General features: G+C 54.6%; 17 protein-coding genes. 8 read left to right on the forward strand and 9 right to left on the reverse strand.

The genetic code is table 11. The annotated features are described in order from the left end of the window. Positions 1 to 32 precede the first annotated feature (32 nt). From ON072_RS07040 to ON072_RS07055, 4 genes are read right to left on the reverse strand one after another with little or no spacing between them, the layout of a single operon-like run. Positions 33 to 698: a DMSO/selenate family reductase complex B subunit gene (locus ON072_RS07040; RefSeq protein WP_025009262.1), complete on the reverse strand. Its 666-nt coding sequence runs from the start codon at positions 696 to 698 to the stop codon at positions 33 to 35. A 14-nt stretch (positions 699 to 712) separates the two neighbouring features. Continuing rightward, entirely contained in the window at positions 713 to 3,262 is a 2,550-nt protein-coding gene (locus tag ON072_RS07045; RefSeq protein WP_025886810.1) for a DMSO/selenate family reductase complex A subunit, read from the reverse strand. Positions 3,263 to 3,272: 10 nt separating this feature from the next. After that, on the reverse strand, positions 3,273 to 5,285 hold the full coding sequence (locus ON072_RS07050; protein ID WP_261752662.1) for an MtrB/PioB family decaheme-associated outer membrane protein: 2,013 nt from the start codon (positions 5,283 to 5,285) through the stop codon (positions 3,273 to 3,275). Between the two features lie 15 nt (positions 5,286 to 5,300). After that, entirely contained in the window at positions 5,301 to 6,245 is a 945-nt protein-coding gene (locus ON072_RS07055) for a DmsE family decaheme c-type cytochrome (protein ID WP_208139788.1), read from the reverse strand. 794 nt (positions 6,246 to 7,039) lie between these two features. Here ON072_RS07055 and ON072_RS07060 point away from each other — a divergent pair. Then, entirely contained in the window at positions 7,040 to 7,480 is a 441-nt protein-coding gene (locus tag ON072_RS07060) for a hypothetical protein (RefSeq protein WP_025009264.1), read from the forward strand. Between the two features lie 17 nt (positions 7,481 to 7,497). Here the strand turns inward: ON072_RS07060 and ON072_RS07065 are convergent, their stop codons facing one another. The 3 genes from ON072_RS07065 to arfB all read right to left on the reverse strand — a co-directional run bounded on the left by ON072_RS07065 (position 7,498) and on the right by arfB (position 8,939). Next, positions 7,498 to 7,878 (reverse strand): acetyl-CoA carboxylase biotin carboxyl carrier protein, encoded by a 381-nt coding sequence (locus tag ON072_RS07065; protein ID WP_025886813.1) that lies wholly within the window; start codon positions 7,876 to 7,878, stop codon positions 7,498 to 7,500. A gap of 41 nt (positions 7,879 to 7,919) precedes the next feature. Continuing rightward, positions 7,920 to 8,363, reverse strand: coding sequence for a type II 3-dehydroquinate dehydratase (gene aroQ / locus ON072_RS07070; RefSeq protein WP_025009265.1), 444 nt, complete (start codon positions 8,361 to 8,363; stop codon positions 7,920 to 7,922). A gap of 159 nt (positions 8,364 to 8,522) precedes the next feature. Continuing rightward, positions 8,523 to 8,939, reverse strand: a complete 417-nt coding sequence (gene arfB, locus ON072_RS07075; protein ID WP_144226044.1) for an alternative ribosome rescue aminoacyl-tRNA hydrolase ArfB — start codon at positions 8,937 to 8,939, stop codon at positions 8,523 to 8,525. Positions 8,940 to 9,110: 171 nt separating this feature from the next. On the opposite strand from arfB, the gene ON072_RS07080 reads away from it, so the two are divergent. The 7 genes from ON072_RS07080 (at position 9,111) to ON072_RS07110 (ending at position 17,221) form a co-directional block, all read left to right on the forward strand. Continuing rightward, positions 9,111 to 9,476, forward strand: a complete 366-nt coding sequence (locus ON072_RS07080) for an STAS/SEC14 domain-containing protein (protein ID WP_025009267.1) — start codon at positions 9,111 to 9,113, stop codon at positions 9,474 to 9,476. A gap of 79 nt (positions 9,477 to 9,555) precedes the next feature. Beyond that, entirely contained in the window at positions 9,556 to 9,732 is a 177-nt protein-coding gene (locus tag ON072_RS07085) for a DUF3012 domain-containing protein (protein WP_039034819.1), read from the forward strand. A gap of 99 nt (positions 9,733 to 9,831) precedes the next feature. Then, entirely contained in the window at positions 9,832 to 10,227 is a 396-nt protein-coding gene (locus ON072_RS07090) for a hypothetical protein (RefSeq protein WP_391564228.1), read from the forward strand. Between the two features lie 274 nt (positions 10,228 to 10,501). Next, positions 10,502 to 11,776: a TolC family protein gene (locus ON072_RS07095; protein WP_261752661.1), complete on the forward strand. Its 1,275-nt coding sequence runs from the start codon at positions 10,502 to 10,504 to the stop codon at positions 11,774 to 11,776. Positions 11,777 to 11,856: 80 nt separating this feature from the next. Then, on the forward strand, positions 11,857 to 12,915 hold the full coding sequence (locus ON072_RS07100; RefSeq protein WP_232786107.1) for an efflux RND transporter periplasmic adaptor subunit: 1,059 nt from the start codon (positions 11,857 to 11,859) through the stop codon (positions 12,913 to 12,915). Positions 12,916 to 12,925: 10 nt separating this feature from the next. Beyond that, complete coding sequence (locus ON072_RS07105; RefSeq protein ID WP_274626006.1) at positions 12,926 to 16,132, forward strand: efflux RND transporter permease subunit; 3,207 nt, start codon at positions 12,926 to 12,928, stop codon at positions 16,130 to 16,132. Between the two features lie 174 nt (positions 16,133 to 16,306). Beyond that, a complete protein-coding gene (locus tag ON072_RS07110; RefSeq protein WP_261752659.1) occupies positions 16,307 to 17,221 on the forward strand; it encodes a cation diffusion facilitator family transporter in 915 nt (304 codons plus the stop codon). Between the two features lies 1 nt (position 17,222). On the opposite strand, the gene ON072_RS07115 is transcribed toward ON072_RS07110, so the two are convergent. Both ON072_RS07115 and ON072_RS07120 read right to left on the reverse strand, forming a co-directional pair. Next, positions 17,223 to 17,804 carry a TetR/AcrR family transcriptional regulator gene (locus ON072_RS07115; RefSeq protein WP_261752658.1) on the reverse strand — a complete coding sequence of 194 codons (582 nt, stop codon included), beginning with the start codon at positions 17,802 to 17,804 and terminating at the stop codon, positions 17,223 to 17,225. 73 nt (positions 17,805 to 17,877) lie between these two features. Further along, complete coding sequence (locus ON072_RS07120; RefSeq protein ID WP_123115579.1) at positions 17,878 to 18,429, reverse strand: carboxymuconolactone decarboxylase family protein; 552 nt, start codon at positions 18,427 to 18,429, stop codon at positions 17,878 to 17,880. Positions 18,430 to 18,876 lie beyond the last annotated feature (447 nt).

Genomic DNA, 18,876 nt, shown 5'->3' on the forward strand with positions numbered 1-18,876 from the left:
AGGGAGAGCAGCCAAGGCTGCTCTCTTGAGGGTTACACTTCCCTGATATTCAGGATCTGCCCATTGCTGCGGGCATTTCGTGGCGCTTTGACTATCAGGTTGGGTGAGGTGATGGATTGTGATGGCAGCGGGGCAAAATGGCCATCGCCATCGCCGTATTTGGCCCGTAGATTATCCATGGTGTCGAAATCCAAGGCCCTGAGTGGGCAGGCATCAACACAAATAGGCTTCTTCCCCTCCTGCAACCTATCCTGGCAACCATCGCATTTGGTCATGATCTTGCGCTGAGTATCCAATTGCGGGGCATCATAAGGGCAAGCTCGGGCGCAGGATTGACAGCCTATACACAAAGATTCCTCGACCAATACCAAACCCTTGTCTTGCTGTTTATGCATGGCACCTGTGGGGCAGGCCTTAACACAGACAGGCTCGCTGCAATGGTTGCAGCCTATGGAGGCGTAGTGGGCAAATACGTCCTGTTCATAGCTTCCGTCACCGTTTTGATTCCAACTGCCACCGCCGTATTCATACACCCGTCGCCAAATCACTCCGGGCAAGGCGGCCACCCCCAGTTCCCTGACGTTGTCTTTTGAGCGTAACAGGCCAACCATGCGGTCTTTACAAGCAATATGACAAGTCTTGCAACCTGTGCACTTGCTGCTGTCAAAGTAGAATCCATATTGAGTTTGCTGAGTCATTTTTTGATCCTCTATTATCTTTTCTTGATAACAGCAACACGGTTGGTGTGTTGAGGGTTACCCTTGGTAATGGGTGACGGGTGATACTTGGTCAAAGTGTTGATGCAACCGCCTAGATCGACAGTATGTCCGGAAGGCCCGGTACTCATTGCCGGATCCGGCTTGTACCAAGCACCCTGTCCCAGGGAACAAACACCGGGTATGACCCTGGGGGTCACTTTCACCGGTACTTCAATGGTGCCTCGTTCGTTATAGGCCCAGACTATGTCACCGTCGGCAATACCATGTTCAGCAGCGTCAGTTGGGTTCATCCACAGTGCGTCTTCCACCGCTTCGCGCAGCCAGGGCACATTGTGGTAACTGGAGTGGGTGCGACCCTTGGTATGGTAGCCACACAATTGCAGATTAAAGCCTTTATCAATCGTTTCCTGATCCTGATATCCGTCCCAGGTCACAACATATTTGGGTAATGCCGTGATTTGATCTCCCGGGCGCAGTGTCCAGGTGGCTGCCTTGCGGGCCAGAGAGATGGAGTACAGCTCGATCTTGCCTGAGATGGTTGGTCTGGCATTGGCAACCGGGTCGGCCACAAAGGCCTGCATGGCAATGGTCGAAGATGGCATGTATTTACGGAATACCCCGGCCTTTTGCGCTTCTGCATAAGTATCGGGCCAATTGATGTCCGGATGCATTGCTTTGGTCTGGGTATAAAGGTGCTCACACCATTGTTCGCCTGTGCGACCCTCGGTATAGGCGGCTTCTTTACCCATGGCGCGGGCGATACCGCTGCAGATTTCATACATGGATTGAGCCTGGCCCAAAGGTTTCAAAGCGCTGCTCATAAAGGTGGCGTAGGCCATCTGCCCCGAAGCATAGCTGTCGTTGGCAAAGTCGTTGGATTCAAGCCAGGTGCTGTCCGGCAACAGATAGTCGGCAAACTTGGCTGATGGTGTCATCCAGCAATCGCAGACCACGATTAACTCACACAGATTTTCATCCTTCAAAATAGCCGCAGTACCGTTGCTGTCAGAGTGTTGGTTAACCAGGGCATTACCGGCGCAGTTGATAATGGCCTTGATGCCGGTTTTCAGCGTGGTGGCATTGTGATCCACCAGCTCGTTGCTGCTGCCGGCGATACGCACACCATCTTTGCTGCCGGTAAACTCCTGGCCGCGAACTATGGCATCGGACCAGGTAAATACCGGAATAGTGACTTCAACCGGGTTAGTGCCGGTAGGCATTGCCGGCACGGCAAAACTGTAGCTGGTGGGCATGGCTCCGTTGTTAACCCCTTCGCGGCCCAGTTTGCCGGTCATGATTGCCAGGGTGTACACGGCGCGGGTAGCCTGATCACCGTTGGCATGGCGGCTGATACCTGCACCGGCGCTGATATAGGGGGCGCTGGCGTTCATGATATCTGTGGCCAAGGCTTTGATTTTATGTTCCGGCACACCACATATTTCGGCGGCCCACTGGGTGTTGTGGGCACCATCGGCGGCAAATTTACCTACGCCCATGATGTAATCGTGGTAGTTCTCTGCCGGATCTATGTACTGGGCATGGGAGGCAATGAAGGCGTCGCTGTTGAGGGCGACTGCGGCCTTGGCATTTTCCAGGGACTGTTGGTCGAATCCCACCACATATTTATCCAGGAAGCCTTTTACCTCGCGAGTGACAAACCCTGAGGTGATCATTTCATGAATAATGGCTTCAATCAGTGCGGCATCTGTGCCGGGTCTGATGGGAAGCCAGTGATCCTCGTTACCGCGCATTGAGTCTGTGTAGCGAGGCTCGACCATCCAAACTTTGATGCCCTTGGTATTGGCCGCCAGAGACTTGATAAAATCATAGCCTTCGCCGCTGCCGCTCATACGGATTTCATTGGGGTTGAAGCCAAAACCCACAAACAGATCCGAGTTGGCAATTTGATCCAGCGAAGTGCCGCCAATGCTATCCCACTGATCGCCATAGGTTGCAATACAGGCGGCATAAACGCCGGCCCAGGAATAGTCCCAATGGTGGTCCAGGAAGCCACCATTCAGATTCAGCAGCCGTCCCCAGGTTTTGGTGTTGGCAGCAAAACCATAGTAAGCGCCGGTGCCATAGTGCATGTAGATAGACTCGGGCCCCTTGCTTTGGTCTTGGGCTATCTGTTGCAATTTTGAGCCTATCTCGGCATAGGCTTCTTCCCAGGTGATAGGAACAAACTTACCTTCGCCGCGCTCACCGACCCGTTTCATGGGTTGGCGCAATCTATCTGTTGCATAGGTGCGTTGACGCAGTGAACGGCCACGTGGACAGCAACGGATCTGATGGTTGACGCCGTATTCATCAGTGGTTTCATGATCTGATTCAACGCGGGTGATGACCCCATCACGGCTGAAGACCTTGACCGGACAGTTGGAGCCACAGTTCACCAGGCATGCCGACCAATTCAGTTGTTCGTCAGTTACCGGAGGCTTGGGAGGCACCACGTTAGCGTCCTTAGAGCTGGAATCACAGCCGGATACCGTGGCTGCAGCGCCAAGAGCAGCACTCATCTTCAAAAAGTTTCTACGTTCCATTTTTTTATCCTCACAATGTAAGCCTTGCTCCAGGCAGCAGGTAGCTGAAGGACAACATCAGCTGATGGGCGTTGTAGTTATGGTTGAGCACCCCCAAAGTCGTTAAACCTGTCACTGCGTCTATCCCGACATCGTTACCATCTGTGTCGAAATAGCGTTCATATCTATAGGTAAGTTTCAGTGCCATGGCGTTGTTCAGGTGGTAGCGGCCGTACAGCTCTACGCTGTGGTTAAAGCTGTAGTAGTCGTCATAGGCCCCGCCTTCTGTCAGGGTGTTACCCTCAGAGTTGGCAAATTGATAATCAGCCCCCAAGGTCAAGCGTTCATCCAGCAAACCGCTGTAGGCCATGCCGGCCCCGAGGGAGATAAAGTTATCCTTGATGTCACTGTGCCATGGCGTTAACTGATCCCCGTTTTGTTGGGAACTGATCCACTGTTGACCGGCCGTACCGTAGGCGCTCAAGCGTCCACTCAATTGCAAAGACAGATTCAGGTCGTATCCATAGTCACGGGATTCGGTCAATCCAATTACAGTGTCCCGGTAGTCATCCAGGGCATAGTGGCTGTTGAAATCCAGGGTCATCCAGTTTAGCGGCGTATACTGCAGCCCCATTTCCATGGCCGTCCGCCGCCGATCCGCCAGGTGGTACTTACGCAACAGGCTATTGGTTTCACTGGATGTCAGCTCGCCGGCTTGATAACGACTGCCGCCGCGGTCGCCATAACTGGCCTTGAGATCCAGCCGCAGCGGTGAAACCAACTGCATTCCCAGCTTGGCCCACAGGTTATGGTCACGGGTTTCTTCTCGCTCGCCATAGCTGCGCTCTACCTGCTTGAATTCATATCCACCTTGCAGGCGATAGCCGGGTGCCAGGCGATAACTGGCATTGAGCCGGGCACTCTGGCGCTCAATATCCAGCAATGGGTTTTGTCGTATGGTGCCACTGACGGGATTGAGTTCAAGCTGGACAAATTCAGCCACACTGGAGTCGTTGTCACGTTTGCGGTAATCCAGTTGTCCGCCCAGGCGTAGACGGCTATTCACCGCGGTACTGACGGCCAGGTTGGCGTCTGTGGTATTGACCTGACCATCCCAGCTCTGCAGAGGATTTCCCGTCATCTGGATCAGTCCTTCATCCTGCAGCATTCTCCCGGCGACTATCCGACCACTGAAAATCGTGCTGGCCAGGCGGTACTGACCGTTCAAGGTCAGTTGGTGCGCCTGGTTGTCCGGCGTAGCGCTGTAGAGGTCTGCGGCATAAGGCAGACTCAGGTTGTTGATATCATTGTTGTATTGGCTTCCTTGATAGGCCAGTTCAGTAAACCAGTTGTGGCCACTGAGCTGTAAACCTGCCCGCAACTTGTCATTGCTCTCATCTACAGGCAAGGCAAAGTTGACCGGCCTTGGTGTTATCAGGCTGGCACTGCGGTGGCCTTGCTTTTCCTCTCTATCATAACGCACATAGCTGCTCAAGTTGCCGAGTGATGCCAAGGCGCCGAAGTCATAGCTCAGCCCTATGCCGGCCTGTTGCCGCTCCAGCTCAAGATCCAGATAACGTAGATTGGGGCTGGGTTGCAGCAGCCCCTTGTCGTACCACAGCCGAGTCGCTGCATCACTGTTTTCAAAGCGCGTCAGATTGCGGTAATCCAACGCCAGTTGATACTGACCTGGGTGACCGGTTCTGAGACTGACGAAGCCGTTATCCAACCCCAAATCATGGGCCCTAAGCTGGCTGCGATAGCCTCCTTGGCTGCGGTAACCGAGTTCGGCATCGACACTGGCTATCATGCCGTCTCGGCCATCTCCCAAGGCATTTCCACTATGGATATCATCACTGTCGTTGTACCCGGCATTGGCAGTCACTTCACCGCTTAAGCCGGGAGCCAACTGACACTGGCGACATTGGAAACCTGAGGTATTGACCTTGTCGGTATTGGCGCGGTTGACACTGAAGTCGGCAGCCATCGCTGAGCCTGAGAGCCCCAGCAGAGCCATGGTCAACAGATTCAAAGGAAATCTCATCTTCAACACTCCTGCTTAACGGGACAGCAAACTGCCGGCCGGGTGATTGGAACCATGGATTTGGCTGTGGCAGTTCAAACAGCTCTTGCCGGCCCCAAAGGCGCTGTTGCCACCCTGGGCCACCGCCCTTGCTGCATGACCATCGTCGGCGTGACATTGCTGACATAACTGTGGTACCCGGGCTTTGAGCAGGGACTCGTTAACACTGCCGTGGGCCTTGTGGCAGTTGGCACAGTTTTCCACCACTGGGGCATGCTCCCACAGTACTGGCCCACGCTTGTCGGCATGGCATTCATAACAAGTGGTATTGAGGCTGGTTTGTTTCAGCGCGCTTTCAGTCAGGGAACCATGAGGGTTGTGGCAATCGATACAGGTCATACGATCCCACTTGAGAGGGTGGGCTGAGCGCTTGTTCATATCGGCCTTGGCACGGGTGTGACAACTGGTACAGGCCTCGTTGATCCGCAGAGGGTTGAGCATGGGATCCTCGGCCGCATGCACCTGATGACAATCGGCGCAGGCCACCTGCTCCAGGTTATGCAAGCTGTTGTGCCAAGCCATCTGTTTGGGGTCATTGTGGCAGCCAAGGCAAACACTGTTTTGGCTATCACTCGACAGTTTTGAACCCGCGCCGAAGCTTATCATCGGCTCTTTACCGCCACGGTTATGTTTGCCCATGGGACCATGACAGGTTTCACACTGTAATCCGGCCATGGGGGAGCGGCTGTTGTCCAGAGCGCCATGAACCCCCTGAAACAGGGCCATGACTTTCTGATCCCGCTTATGACACATCAAGCAGGAGTCGGCACCCTTGGGGGAATACTTTCCTTCACTGAACTTTTGCTCCAGTTGTTGCTCCAGTTCTGTTTGGCTTAAATCAGCCCAGGGGGCAGCATTCACAGCCGGGAACAATAATATTATCGGCACTATGAATGCTGATATTTTTAATGTGGATATCATATGTACTCCCGTTTATTTATATGCATCAGCATAGAAATAAGGCCAGCCTAAATCTTGCTTGAAATACTTTTCTAATTCGTCATGGATACATTAATCCAAAAGGAATACCCATACCTTTATATGCATATAAAACACTGCACTCTTTCTGGTGATGATCGTCACATTTGTCACTCAAACAATTATCAAACTGAGCTGGATTCCAACAAACTTGTTATTGAGCTGAACGCCTTTCTAGGCTGGAGTTCTTGGGGCAGAGTTTGGCAGGCCTGGTTTTGTGCCTGTGAAATGTCACGGAGGTTTATTTATCACTCTGATTTATATTGTTTTGTTCGCTATTTGTTTATGGGTGACTTTAGTTGGGAGGGCTTAATTAGTTTGTGGGTGAACAGCCTCGGTTGATACTTACCTTAAATGGAAAAGATATTGAAAAATAGATAATAATCCAATGCAGGTTACCTAAATTTATAAATTTACTCTGTTTTATTAATTGGTTCTCAATAAGATTTGCCTGATGCTTTTTAGGTATACTGTACACTAACCAAAGACTATGCCGTTTCTGGATGCGGATTTCTAAACTATTTCTGTGTGCAGTGAAATGATGAGTGAATTTTATTGATTAAATCAGAGCTTCAACAGCTTGCTGATACCGGCAGCGGAGATACTTTATTTCACTGACGTAAATGCGACTGATTTACGGTTAAGAGATATATAAAGTTTCGATTGGGAAAATGCTCACTTTGAGTGACCGCTTTAATTATCTGTTTTTATGTGACTTATCCCTATAGGAGATGGATATGAGCGTGATCCATGCAATAGCAGCCCAGTGGCAGAAGGCCGAATTTGCCGAGCGCTTGGCTGCCACTCTGGCAAGCTATCAGTCTGCTTGCGGTTTATCCGGTGGTGCGACTTCGCTGACAACCCTGTGCAATCTGGTTGCCGCCATCAGCTACCGTCCCGATGACCCTGTCTTCAGACAGGCAAGGATAGATGAGGGGACGTTATTGGCAGTATTTTTTGATTGCTTCAGGCTCTTGTTTATCAAGGAAGTACAGCAACAATCAATCACTCAGGCCGAGCAGCAGATACTGCATTTGGCCCCCAAACTGGCGGCCGAGATGTCCGTCGAGGCTTTGAGCGAGTCTCAGCAATTGCTGCGGCAGCAATTACTGAGTATCAGTCGCCAGTTGGAGTCCTTGTATACGCAGCGGCGCCAACTCAGCCGCAATATGGGGTGAAGCTAAATTGGGGGAAATTAGTCCAATACAAACAAGGTTTGCTGTAGTCCTACCGCTTCACCGTTTTCTGCCAGTATGGCTTTAACCGTGCCGCTCTGTTCTGCCTTGACCGGATTGAGGGCTTTCATCGCCTGCACATAGCCCAGTACTGTGCCCGGCTCAACTTCTGTGCCCAGCTCCACCAAGGGGACACCATGGTCGCCGGCGCTGCGCAAAAAGGTACCGGCCACAGGCGCCAGTACTTGCACGCTGTCATTACCAATACTGAAACTGGCCTGGGGTTGTTGCGGACCAAAACGGCGGATACGCACGGCTTCCTGGCCTTCAGTAATTTCCAGCTCATTGATGCCGGATTCCTGCACCAATTCGATCAGTTTTTTGATTTTGCGGATGTCCATCGTCATTCTCAGCACTTAAGGGTGACCGGACCTTCCTCTGCTCAGCCTTGTTTGAGTGCCTCTATGGCAGCTTCCAGGGCAAACTCATAACCCTTTGGCCCCAGTCCTACTATCACTCCCTTGGCCTTGTCGGAAAAAAAGGAGTGATGGCGGAACGGCTCTCTGGCATGCACATTGGAAAGGTGCACTTCGATGAAAGGAATGGCGACCCCCAGCAGGGCATCTCTGAGTGCTACGCTGGTGTGGGTAAAGGCGGCCGGGTTGATGATCACAAATCCGGCATCTGTGTTGTGGATAGCTTCTATGAGCTGGTATTCGGCATTGGACTGGATATGTTCCAGTTCCACTCCGGCGGCAAGAGCCTTGTCCTGCAGTCCCTGCACCAACTGCTCCAGCGTCCGATGACCGTAATGTTCCGGCTCTCTGCGACCAAGCAGGTTGAGATTGGGGCCATTCACCAAGAGTATTTTTGCCTGACTGCTCATATTGTTTTCCTTGCCTTGAGGGAGAGTTCGCACCTGGATCTGTGCCTCCCTGATTTCAGCAAAAGCTGTCGAATTTGTCGACCAATAGCCGCACAATCGCTGCACATTCCTTCCTGTTGTCAGCAATTATTGTCCATTCCCGCAGCGAGACTGGTCTTATCAGAAGCGGATCTTGTTCTGCCGCAGCGATTTTACTTCACCGCGTTGCTTCTTGCTGTCAACCCGGCGCCTTTGGCTGGCGCGGGTGGCCTTGGTGGGAATTCGTCTCTTGGCCACTTCGCCGACTGAGGCGACCAGCTCGATAAACTGCAGCAGGGCAGTCTGGCGGTTGGCGTCCTGGCTGCGGCTTTGCTGGCATTTGATAATGATCTTGCCACTTTGAGTGATGCGGTGATCCGCCTTGGCCAGCAGCTTTTCCTTGTAGAAATCCGGCAGTGATGAGGCCTTGATGTCGAAGATGAGTTGGGCCGCAGTGGAGACCTTATTCAGGTGCTGGCCCCCGGCACCACTGGAGCGGATAAATTGCCATTCGATTTCATTTTCTGAAACTTGGACACGGTTTGAGATCTTTATCATGGCAAAATAGCTGTTTTCTGAGGCAGTCGCTATATTACCATCCCATGGGAGAGTTTACTTACTCGACGAGGCGGAAAGTCTTGTAAGGCTAAACTTACTATAAGGGGATAACCCATAGTCATCAGATGCCGTGCCGTTGGCTGGTGTTGAAGGTTCAATGGAGTTTTGCTTATGTTGTGTCAAATTCCGGATATTGCCAAAGGCGTGATCAGCTTGTTTGCCAGCGGCCGTATCACAGCCGAGGATTACCGCACCTATCTGCGTCCCGCCATCAAGAGCTACCGCCAGGAGTGGGGCCAGGTCTGCCTCTACATAGAGGCAGATGTGTTGTTGGAAGGCTGGGAAATGGCATCACTCTCGGGAGCCGGTGAGGTGCAACTGCCCCCCTTCGATGCCTTGGTATTTGTCGGCGGCCCAGACTGGGTAGGCAATGCGGTGCGCCTGCTGGGGCCCTTTGTCAGCGCTGAACTGGCCTGGTATCCGCTGGAGCATAAGGATGAAGCTATTCGTTGGATAGCCAAGCGTTCGGCCTGCTAGTTGCCGAACCCTCCTATAGGGTAAAGCCGGTTATTCTGCTATTCTGTGGCGATTAAGTTACTCAGATAAGGAAATTTCGATGTCATTATCCAAAATTTTTGCTGCATCTCTGGCGCTGGCTTTTGCCGCAGGATTGAGTGCTTGTGCCCCTGAAGTGGGCAGTGAAGCCTGGTGTAAGCAGATGGATGAAAAGCCCAAAGGTGATTGGAGCGCCAATGAAGCGGCCGATTACGCCAAACATTGTGTGTTTAAATAACTGAACTTTATCTTGGCCTGTAGGTCTATTTGGGCACAGGCCATTTTCTACCCTTAACCGGAATTATTCTTGACTGTATTTGTCCGCAAACTGACTCATATGCTTATCGCCTTGGTGGTGCTGCAATTTTGCGCCGCTAATCTCGGCGCGCATCAGTTGCATCTGGGCAATCCGGCCGAGGAAGAAAGCAACCATCCTCATCTTAAGTTCGTCACCGAAGTCACAGTTATCAACGAGTGTGTGGATTGTACCTGTGGCACAGATGAAGCCTTGGAAGCCGATATTCCCTTTGTCAGCCACAGTCATCAACTGACCCATACAGAATCCCAACAGTTCGATCTCTGCCTCGACTGTCAGTGTCATGGTGGTCATCTGTCACTGCCGGTTACCCTGGCACTGAGCCCGGCTCCCTTGATGCACCCCAGGCCCCAGAGCCTGGAGCCCGCTTTTCAACCCTATTTCTCCACTCCGGATTACCGCCCCCCAATAGCCTGATCTTTCTGATCATCAGTGCGTGTGAAGCCCGGGTATAGCTTGCCCGTGTCCCATTGCGTTTGTCTTGTGCTGGCTGCCGTCAGAGCCTGAAACGGTTCTCTCTTGCAACCAACTCTGGTCATGCGTCCTGGCAGGCGTTGTGTAGCACTGTGGTCAGCATTAACTCAGAAATTATTAAAGCCAACCCTTGACTTTAGATTTAACTCCAAGGTTTATGCTTTGGCCAATGTTCACCATTGGCTTGCTGCCAAATATGTCTTTCCAAGGAAAGTTTATGTTGAAATTTATAGTCTCTATGAGTCTATTGGGCGTGGGAGCGCTAACCTATCAGCCCGCCTTTGCCGGAGAAAAACCGGATAACACCTCTCTTGTAGCCCAGGTCAAGTCGGGGACCGAACCCTCACTGGCCTGGTTTGGCGAGCTCAAACAACAGATCCTCACCTTACCCGAGTTTCAGGCTCAGGAAGCCAGGATCCGTGAGGCTCAATATCTGGCCAAGGGCGCCGATCGCGCCATCTACAACCCCGAGTTGGGCTTGAGTTATCTCAATGCCCCAGAGGATGACACCTACAGCCTGTCCATTAGCCAAACCATTGACTGGGGCGACAAGCGCGCCGCTGCCAGCGCATTGGCGCTTACTGAGTTGATGCGCTTGGAGAGTGATATCACTCTCGAGCGCTCCCGCTTGTATGCCGAGGTGTTGCAGGCCCTGGTCGATCAGAGCCTGGCACAGAAGAAACTGATGTTCGTGCGGGCGCAGCAAAACTATGGTGAGCAACAGTTGCAGATAGCCAGGCAAAGGGCCGAGGTCGGTGATTTGTCCCAAGCGGAATTGAATCTGATGGAGCTGGAACAAGCCAGCGCCATCAGTGATCTGGCCTTGGCCCAGAAGGCGCAGCTGGATGCAGATACCCGCATTCTGGCGCGTTTTGGCCGGGCAGAGCTTCCCTTTGGCAGTTTCACCGGCCGTCTCGAATTGCCCGCGACTGCGGCGCCCGTGCCGGCGCTGACCAGCGCCGGATTACAACTGGAGTTGGCGCGGCTGCAAGTCAATCAAGCCAAGGCCCAGGCGGCGGCCGACCCCAATTTCAGCCTTAACGCCGAGAGGGAAGGCTCCGACAACAAGCTGGGGATTGGCGTCTCTGTGCCGCTGCATCTGCGCAACGACTACAGCGAGTCGATTAAGGCGGCAATGGAGGCGGTCACCGCCGCCAAGGCGCAATACCAAAGCATTGAGATGGCGCTCAAACAGCAACAACAACAGTTCAACTACAGCTTACCCAGATTGAAGCAGAGCTGGCTCGACTGGCAACAGCAGGCCTTGGTGGCCGGTCGCAAGGCGGCCGAGCTCTTAGGGCAACGCTGGCGCAGCGGCGATCTCAGTACCAGCGATTATTTGACCAGCCGGCGACAATTGGCCAGCAGCTTTCAGGCCGGTCTCGAACTGGAAGCCGCCCTCTACCAAAGCTGGCTCGAGTGGATGGGAGCTTCGGGGCAACTGCCCGGCGCGCTGCCGGAAATAGCCGTATCCCAGGAGAACGCCCAATGATAGCCCCATACACACTAAGGTACCGGACAATGAACAAGACTCTACAATACCCACGGCTGCAGGCCGCTTTACTGGCGCTGATGTTGGGGCTGTCCAGCCCCTTGACTATCGCCGCCGAAGAAGGACATGAAGATGAACATCAGGCGCTGCAGCTCTCAAGTGAGCAGCGCCAACTGGCTGGCGTCCAGACCCAGGTGGTCAGCGCCGGTGGCTTTAGCCTCAATGCTTTCGCCAATGCCACCTTGCTGGTGGATCGCGAGCGCACTGTGGTGCTGGCGCCGCAGCTGGAAGTGCGAGTGCTGGAGCGGCATGTGGTGCCGGGACAGGAGGTAAAAGCGGGCGATCCTCTGCTGACCTTGGGTGGCGCCGCCGTGGCCCAGGCCCAGGCTGACTATATCAATGCCGCCGCCGAGTGGAGCCGGGTCAGCCGCATGAGCGAGAGTGCCGTCAGTGCCAGTCGCAGGCTGCAGACTCAGGTCGATGCCAGTTTAAAACGCGCCATTCTCAAGTCGCTTCAGATGACAGATCAACAGATCAAGGCGCTGGAAAGCCGGCCGCAGGGAATAGGCCAGTATCAACTGCTGGCGCCCATAGATGGTCGGGTGCAGCAGGATGAGGCGCGCCTCGGGCAGTTGCTCGGTGCCGGCAGCCAACTGCTGCAACTGACCGATGAGCGCTCACTGTGGGTGGCCGCCGAGCTGACCCCATCGCAGGCCGAAAGCCTGAGTGAAGGCAGCGAAACCCTGGTGCGGATTGGTGATCGCAGTGTCAGTGCCAGTGTGATAGGCCGCTCCCATGAGTTGTCCAGCGTGACCCGCACCGAGCGGGTGCTGGCGCGACTGGATAACACCCAGGTGCGTTGGCACGCAGGTCAGTTTGCGGAACTGTTTTTGCCCGATCCCCGCGGTGAAGGTGTGATGCTGCCGGATGCGGCGCTCAGTCGCAGTAGCGACGGCGACTGGCAGGTGTTCATCGAAGATGATGACGGTTTCGAGGCCAAAGAGGTGCAACTGCTGGCCAGCGAGCGCGGCATGAACCTGGTATCCGGCATAGAGCCCGGAACTCGGGTCGTTACCGCCGGGGCCTTCTTCCTGGCATCCGAGCTGGCCAAGGCCGGCTTCGACATCCACAACCACTGAGGACAGCACTATGCTGCAATCGTTAATAGATTGGGCGATCCGCAACCGCTTTCTGGTGTTGCTGGCCTTGATTGTCGTCCTGGTAGTGGGTGTGTTTTCCCTGCCAAAGCTTAATCTTGATGCCTTTCCCGATGTGACCAATGTGCAGGTCACTGTCAATACCGAAGCCGAGGGGCTGGCGGCCGAAGAGGTAGAAAAACTCATCTCTTATCCGGTGGAGTCCAGCATGTACTCACTGCCCGCGGTGACAGAAGTTCGTTCACTCTCCCGCACCGGCCTGTCCATAGTGACAGTGGTGTTCGAGGAAGGCACGGACATCTATTTTGCCCGCCAGCAGGTGTTTGAACAGCTGGCAGCCGCCAAAGAGATGATCCCGGACGGAGTCGGGGTGCCGGAAATCGGTCCCAACACCTCGGGCCTTGGGCAGATTTATCAGTACATACTGAGGGCCGAGCCTGACAGTAATATCGGCGCCGATGAGCTGCGCAGTCTCAATGACTATCTGGTGAAGCTGCTGCTGATGCCGGTTGGCGGCGTGACCGATGTGCTCTCTTTCGGTGGCGAAGTGCGTCAGTATCAGGTCAGGGTCGATCCCAATCGACTGCTGGCTTACGGTTTGTCTATGTCACAGCTGGAGCAGGCGCTGAATGCCAATAACCGCAATGCCGGCGGTTGGTTTATGCCCAATGGTCAGGAGCAACTCGTGGTGCGCGGCTATGGTCTGTTGCCTGCGGGCCAGGCCGGGCTGGATGCCATAGGCCGCATTCCGGTGAGCGAATACCAGGGCACACCGGTCACCGTCTCCGATTTGGCCGAAGTGGATTTTGGCAGTGAAATCCGGGTCGGCGCCGTCACCATGACCCGTCGGGACGACAATGGCGAAGCCAAGGACTTGGGCGAAGTGGTTGCCGGGGTGGTGCTCAAGAGGATGGGCGCCAACACCAAGGCCACCATTGATGAAATTGCTGCCCGCGAGCAGCTGATAAGCCAGGCGCTGCCCGAGGGGGTCACCTTCGAAGTGTACTACGATCAGGCCGATCTGGTGACCAAGGCGGTGACCACAGTGCGTGATGCCCTGTTGCTGGCCTTTATGTTTATCGTGGTGATCCTGGCACTGTTTCTGGTCAACGTACGGGCTACCTTGCTGGTATTGCTGTCGATTCCTGTCTCCATTTTGCTGGCATTGCTGGTGATGAGTTATCTGGGAATGTCGGCCAACCTGATGTCGCTCGGTGGTTTGGCGATCGCCATAGGTATGCTGGTGGATGGCTCTGTGGTGATGGTGGAGAACATCTTCAAACATCTGAGTGAGCCGGATAGGCGCCATCAGGACCAGGCTCGGCAGCGCAGCGACTGCGAAGACGATCCCTACCATGCCGACGAAGACCAACACAGAGGCTCGATTGCCATGCGGGTATGGCAGGCCGCCAAAGAGGTGTGCAGCCCGGTGTTCTTTGCCACGGCGAGCATTATAGTGGTGTTTGCGCCGCTGTTTGCCCTGCAAGGGGTCGAAGGCAAGCTGTTTCAGCCGATGGCGGTGAGCATCATCCTCGCGATGATCTCGGCGCTGTTGGTGGCACTGCTGGTGGTGCCTGCAATGGCCGTTTATCTGTTCCGCAAGGGGGTGACTTTCCGTCAAAGTCCAGTGTTGGCACCGCTTGAGCGGGTGTACCGTCCGCTACTGCAAAAGGTATTGACCGCGCCTGGCAAGGTGGGGCTGGTGGCGGTAGTCATGCTGGGCATGAGCCTGTCGCTGTTGCCGAGGTTGGGCACGGAATTTGTGCCTGAACTGGAAGAGGGCACCATCAACTTGCGGGTCACCCTGGCACCCACTGCGAGTTTGGATACTTCACTGGATGTGGCGCCCAAACTTGAGGCCCTGCTGCTGGAGTTTCCCGAGGTGGAGTATGCCCTGTCACGCATAGGGGCACCTGAGCTGGGCGGCGATCCTGAGCCTGTGAGTAATATTGAAATCTATATCGGTCTCAAACCGCTGGAACAGTGGACTTCTGCAAATAGTCGCGCCGAACTGCAACGCCTGATGGAGCAGAAGCTCAGTGTCTTCCCCGGGTTGTTGCTGACCTTTTCCCAGCCAATCGCTACCCGGGTCGATGAACTCCTGTCCGGGGTCAAGGCGCAGTTGGCCATCAAGCTGTTTGGTCCGGATCTCGATGTGCTGGCGGAAAAAGGCGAACAGCTGTCGAAACTGGTGGCCCAGGTGCCCGGTGCCGTGGATGTGTCTCTTGAGCAGATCACCGGCGAGGCGCAATTGGTGGTACGACCGAAAAACGCGATGCTGGGACGTTACGGCATCAGCGTCGATGAGGTGATGTCGCTGGTGAGCACAGGCATAGGCGGCAGCAGCGCCGGCCAGGTTATCGACGGCAACGCCCGTTACGATATCAACCTGCGTCTGGCCAGCCGTTTCCGCCAGAGCCCGGATGCGATAGCCGATCTGCGTCTGGTGGCCGCCAATGGGGCTCAGGTGCGTTTGGGTGAAGTGGCCGATGTCAGCATAGAGATGGCGCCGCCCAATATCCGCCGTGACGATGTGCAGCGGCGTGTGGTGGTGCAGGCCAACGTCTCCGGGCGGGACATGGGTTCCGTGGTGCAGGATATCTACAACCTGGTGCCCAAGGCCCAACTGCCGCCCGGCTATACCGTGATGGTGGGCGGCCAATATGAGAATCAGCAGCGGGCTCAGCAAAGACTGATCCTGGTGGTGCCCATTTCTGTGGCGCTTATTGCCTTGCTGCTTTACTTCTCCTTCGGCTCCATCAAACAGGTGGCGCTGATCATGGCCAATGTGCCACTGGCGCTGATTGGCGGCGTGTTGGCGCTCTGGCTCAGCGGTACCTATCTATCTGTGCCCAGCTCCATCGGCTTTATCACTCTGTTTGGGGTGGCGGTGCTCAATGGGGTGGTGCTGGTGGACTCAATCAACCAGCGCCGCAACAGCGGTGAGTCATTGGAGCAGGCAGTGTATGAAGGTACGGTCGGCCGTCTGCGCCCTGTGTTGATGACGGCGCTGACTTCGGCGCTGGGGCTTATCCCCATCTTGATGTCAACCGGTGCCGGCAGTGAGATCCAAAAGCCGCTGGCCGTGGTGGTGATAGGCGGCCTGCTGAGCTCAACCGCATTGACCCTGCTGGTATTACCAACCCTGTATCGAGCCCTGTATCTCAAGAGCGACAAGGAGCTGGAAGCCTTGGAATAACAGCTGAATTGCTCCGATAGAGAAGCATTGTACTGATTGGAGTGTGACGCCCCAAAGTGGAAGATGAGAGCCGCTTTGGATCATGGCCGGACTGCCTACCTGGCCTGCGTCATAAGGCCTGCCGCTTTGCGGCTGGGCCTGGGCAGGGATGCCCCCTTTATAAGGAAACATGCTATGCAGAAATCTTCTCAAGATTGGCAGCCGCTGGAGTTGGAGAGCAGCGGCCACCCCCACAAACATGGCCCGGATCTCGGCAGTCGCCGCTTGGGACTGGCTGTGATCATCAATATGTTACTCACTCTGGCGCAGCTGTTTGGCGGTATTCTGGCCGGCAGTTTGTCGCTGATTGCCGACGCGCTGCATAATTTCAGTGACGCCATCGCGATATTGATTGCCTTGATCGCCCGCAAAATAGGCCAGAAAGCCAGTCACCCAAGTATGAGCTACGGTTATAAACGCGCCGAAGTACTGGGCACCTTTATCAATGCGGCAACCTTGCTGTTGGTGGGTGTGTACCTTATCTATGAGGCCTTGCAGCGCTTCTGGAGTCCGCAACCTGTGGATGGCATGCTGGTGTTCTGGTTGGCGGGACTGGCTTTGATTATTGATATCGGCACCGCTATGCTGACTCACAGCGCCGGTGCCAAGGACAATATGAACATCCGCGCCGCCTTTATTCACAATGTGTCGGATGCCATGGCGTCTGTGGCCGTGCTGGTGGCCGGCGGGCTTATAATCCTCTACCAATGGTATTGGGTCGATCTCTTGGTTACTGTGTTGATCTCAGCTTATGTGATCTACCACGGTGCACTGTTACTGGTGGAATCCGGGCGCATTCTAATGCAGCAGGCGCCGGCCGGCTTGGCTCCGGAACTGCTGCAGGAACAATTGGCCGCCAGGCCCGAAGTCGCCAGAGTCGAGTCCATGCACCTGTGGCGTTTGGATGAAAAGCAAAACGTGTTGACTGTGGTGGTTTATCTGGAGCCTGGGCTGGACGGTGAATTGCCATTGGTGCAGCAGCGGCTCAGGCGTTGGTTGAGCCGGCGCACCCTGGGGGCGGAGATAACGCTTGAGTGCAGGTTTGCCTGAATCAGCATCCGTCGGCGCCGAGCATGCGCTGCAGCAGTTGGCTTAGCCTGGTTGTTGCTTCTTGCGGCTGGACATGGCCGCAGGCCACGGCATTGGCGACTTCATTGATGGCGCCATGTATGGCCCAGCACAGCAGCTTGCTTTGCGGCGCAGGCAGCTTGAGGTAATCGGCAAAGAGTTCGCTGTAGAAGTCGGTGAAGAAGTCGCGAATATCTGTGGTGATGTTCTGATACTCGGGATAGCCGCGCAGCGCCGCAACTATTGCCTCATACTCCGGGCCGCAGCGTACGGCGCAGTCCAGATAGGCACGGCAGACCAGGGTGCATAGCTCTGCCAGCGAGGCTTTTTGCTCCGCTGCGGCCTGTTTCACCGCCTTGACAAATAGATTGTCGTAATGGCGGTACATCTGTGCCAGCAATCCTTGCCGGGTAGCGAAGTGGCGATAGGTCAAAGGCTTGGTCACTCCGGCTCTTTGAGCCAGGGAGTTCAAGGTCAGTGCATCGGTACCGGCTTCGCGGACAATCTCGCAGGCAACTTCGAGCAGCTGTTCGCGGCGCTGATCTTTGAGCATTCTCTTTTTCACGTATCCCCCACAGATAGCTGATTGAATTTAAATTGAAAAAGCGGCAATGCATCGCATTGTCGCTTCTCTTTTGTCACTCAGTATAGGGTTGCAGTGGAACCCTTGGAAAGTCGATTTTCGGCTGCACTGTATTGTTGACCCAGTTGCTAAAGTTATTCAGACCACTCCAGGCGCAGACCTGCATCACCTTGGCCTCACTGATCCCGGCATCCAGACAGGCCGTTAGCAAAGAGTCAGGCAACTTGCCTCTGTGTTGCAGCAGTGCTAGGGCGACATCCAGTAGCAGCTGATCTTCGCGGTTATCGGCCTTGCCCTGCTGCGCCTTGATGCAGGCATCGGGGCTGAGCCCGGCACGTTTCCCGGAAAAGCTATGGCCGCTGACACAGTATTCGCAGCCATTATAGTTGGCAACCGCCAGGGAGATCATCTCCCGCTGGGCCAGGCTCAGCAGGCTGTGTTCTTCCAGATTGGCCTCAAACTCCAGATAGCCCTTCATGACCGCGCCATTTATGCCCAGAGCCGAATAGAAGTTGGGGATCATGCCGTAGCGACTCTTGATCTCCTGCAATATGGGTTTGGCCAGTTCATCGGCATTGTCCAGAGTGCACTTGGTTAACCTTTCCACACTAAAACTCCTGTTGCTGTTATTGGCCGTTTACGGCTAGGGCGCAACGGCAAAAAAATACCAAGCTGTGCCGGTCGGCTGCTTTGCCTGTCCTCGAAACGGATGCTCTTGAAACAGATACCCTTGAAACAACAGCCACCGGCGCTTGGTTGAATAAGTTACTTATGGTAACAAGTGCAAAGTTACCATTGGTAACTTTTGTTTGCAATCTCCAGCTAGCCTGTTTTTCAAACAAGGTTTGAGACATTGACCATGACTCCTTGCCGGATATCGCTGATTTTGCTGTTAGCGTGGCTAAAGCCGCTGGCGGCTTTAAGGTCAATCAACCGCACTCTATGGGTAATATGGCGTCATCCCGGGGGAGGGCAGATCACATTTGGCGGCATTGAACTGTAAATGGGTGTTTTGTAAGCGATATTGTTTTTGCGTTTCCGTTAGAATTCCCCC

Source organism: Shewanella sp. K8, assembly GCF_028823715.1.
GTDB classification, from domain to species: domain Bacteria; phylum Pseudomonadota; class Gammaproteobacteria; order Enterobacterales; family Shewanellaceae; genus Shewanella; species Shewanella algae.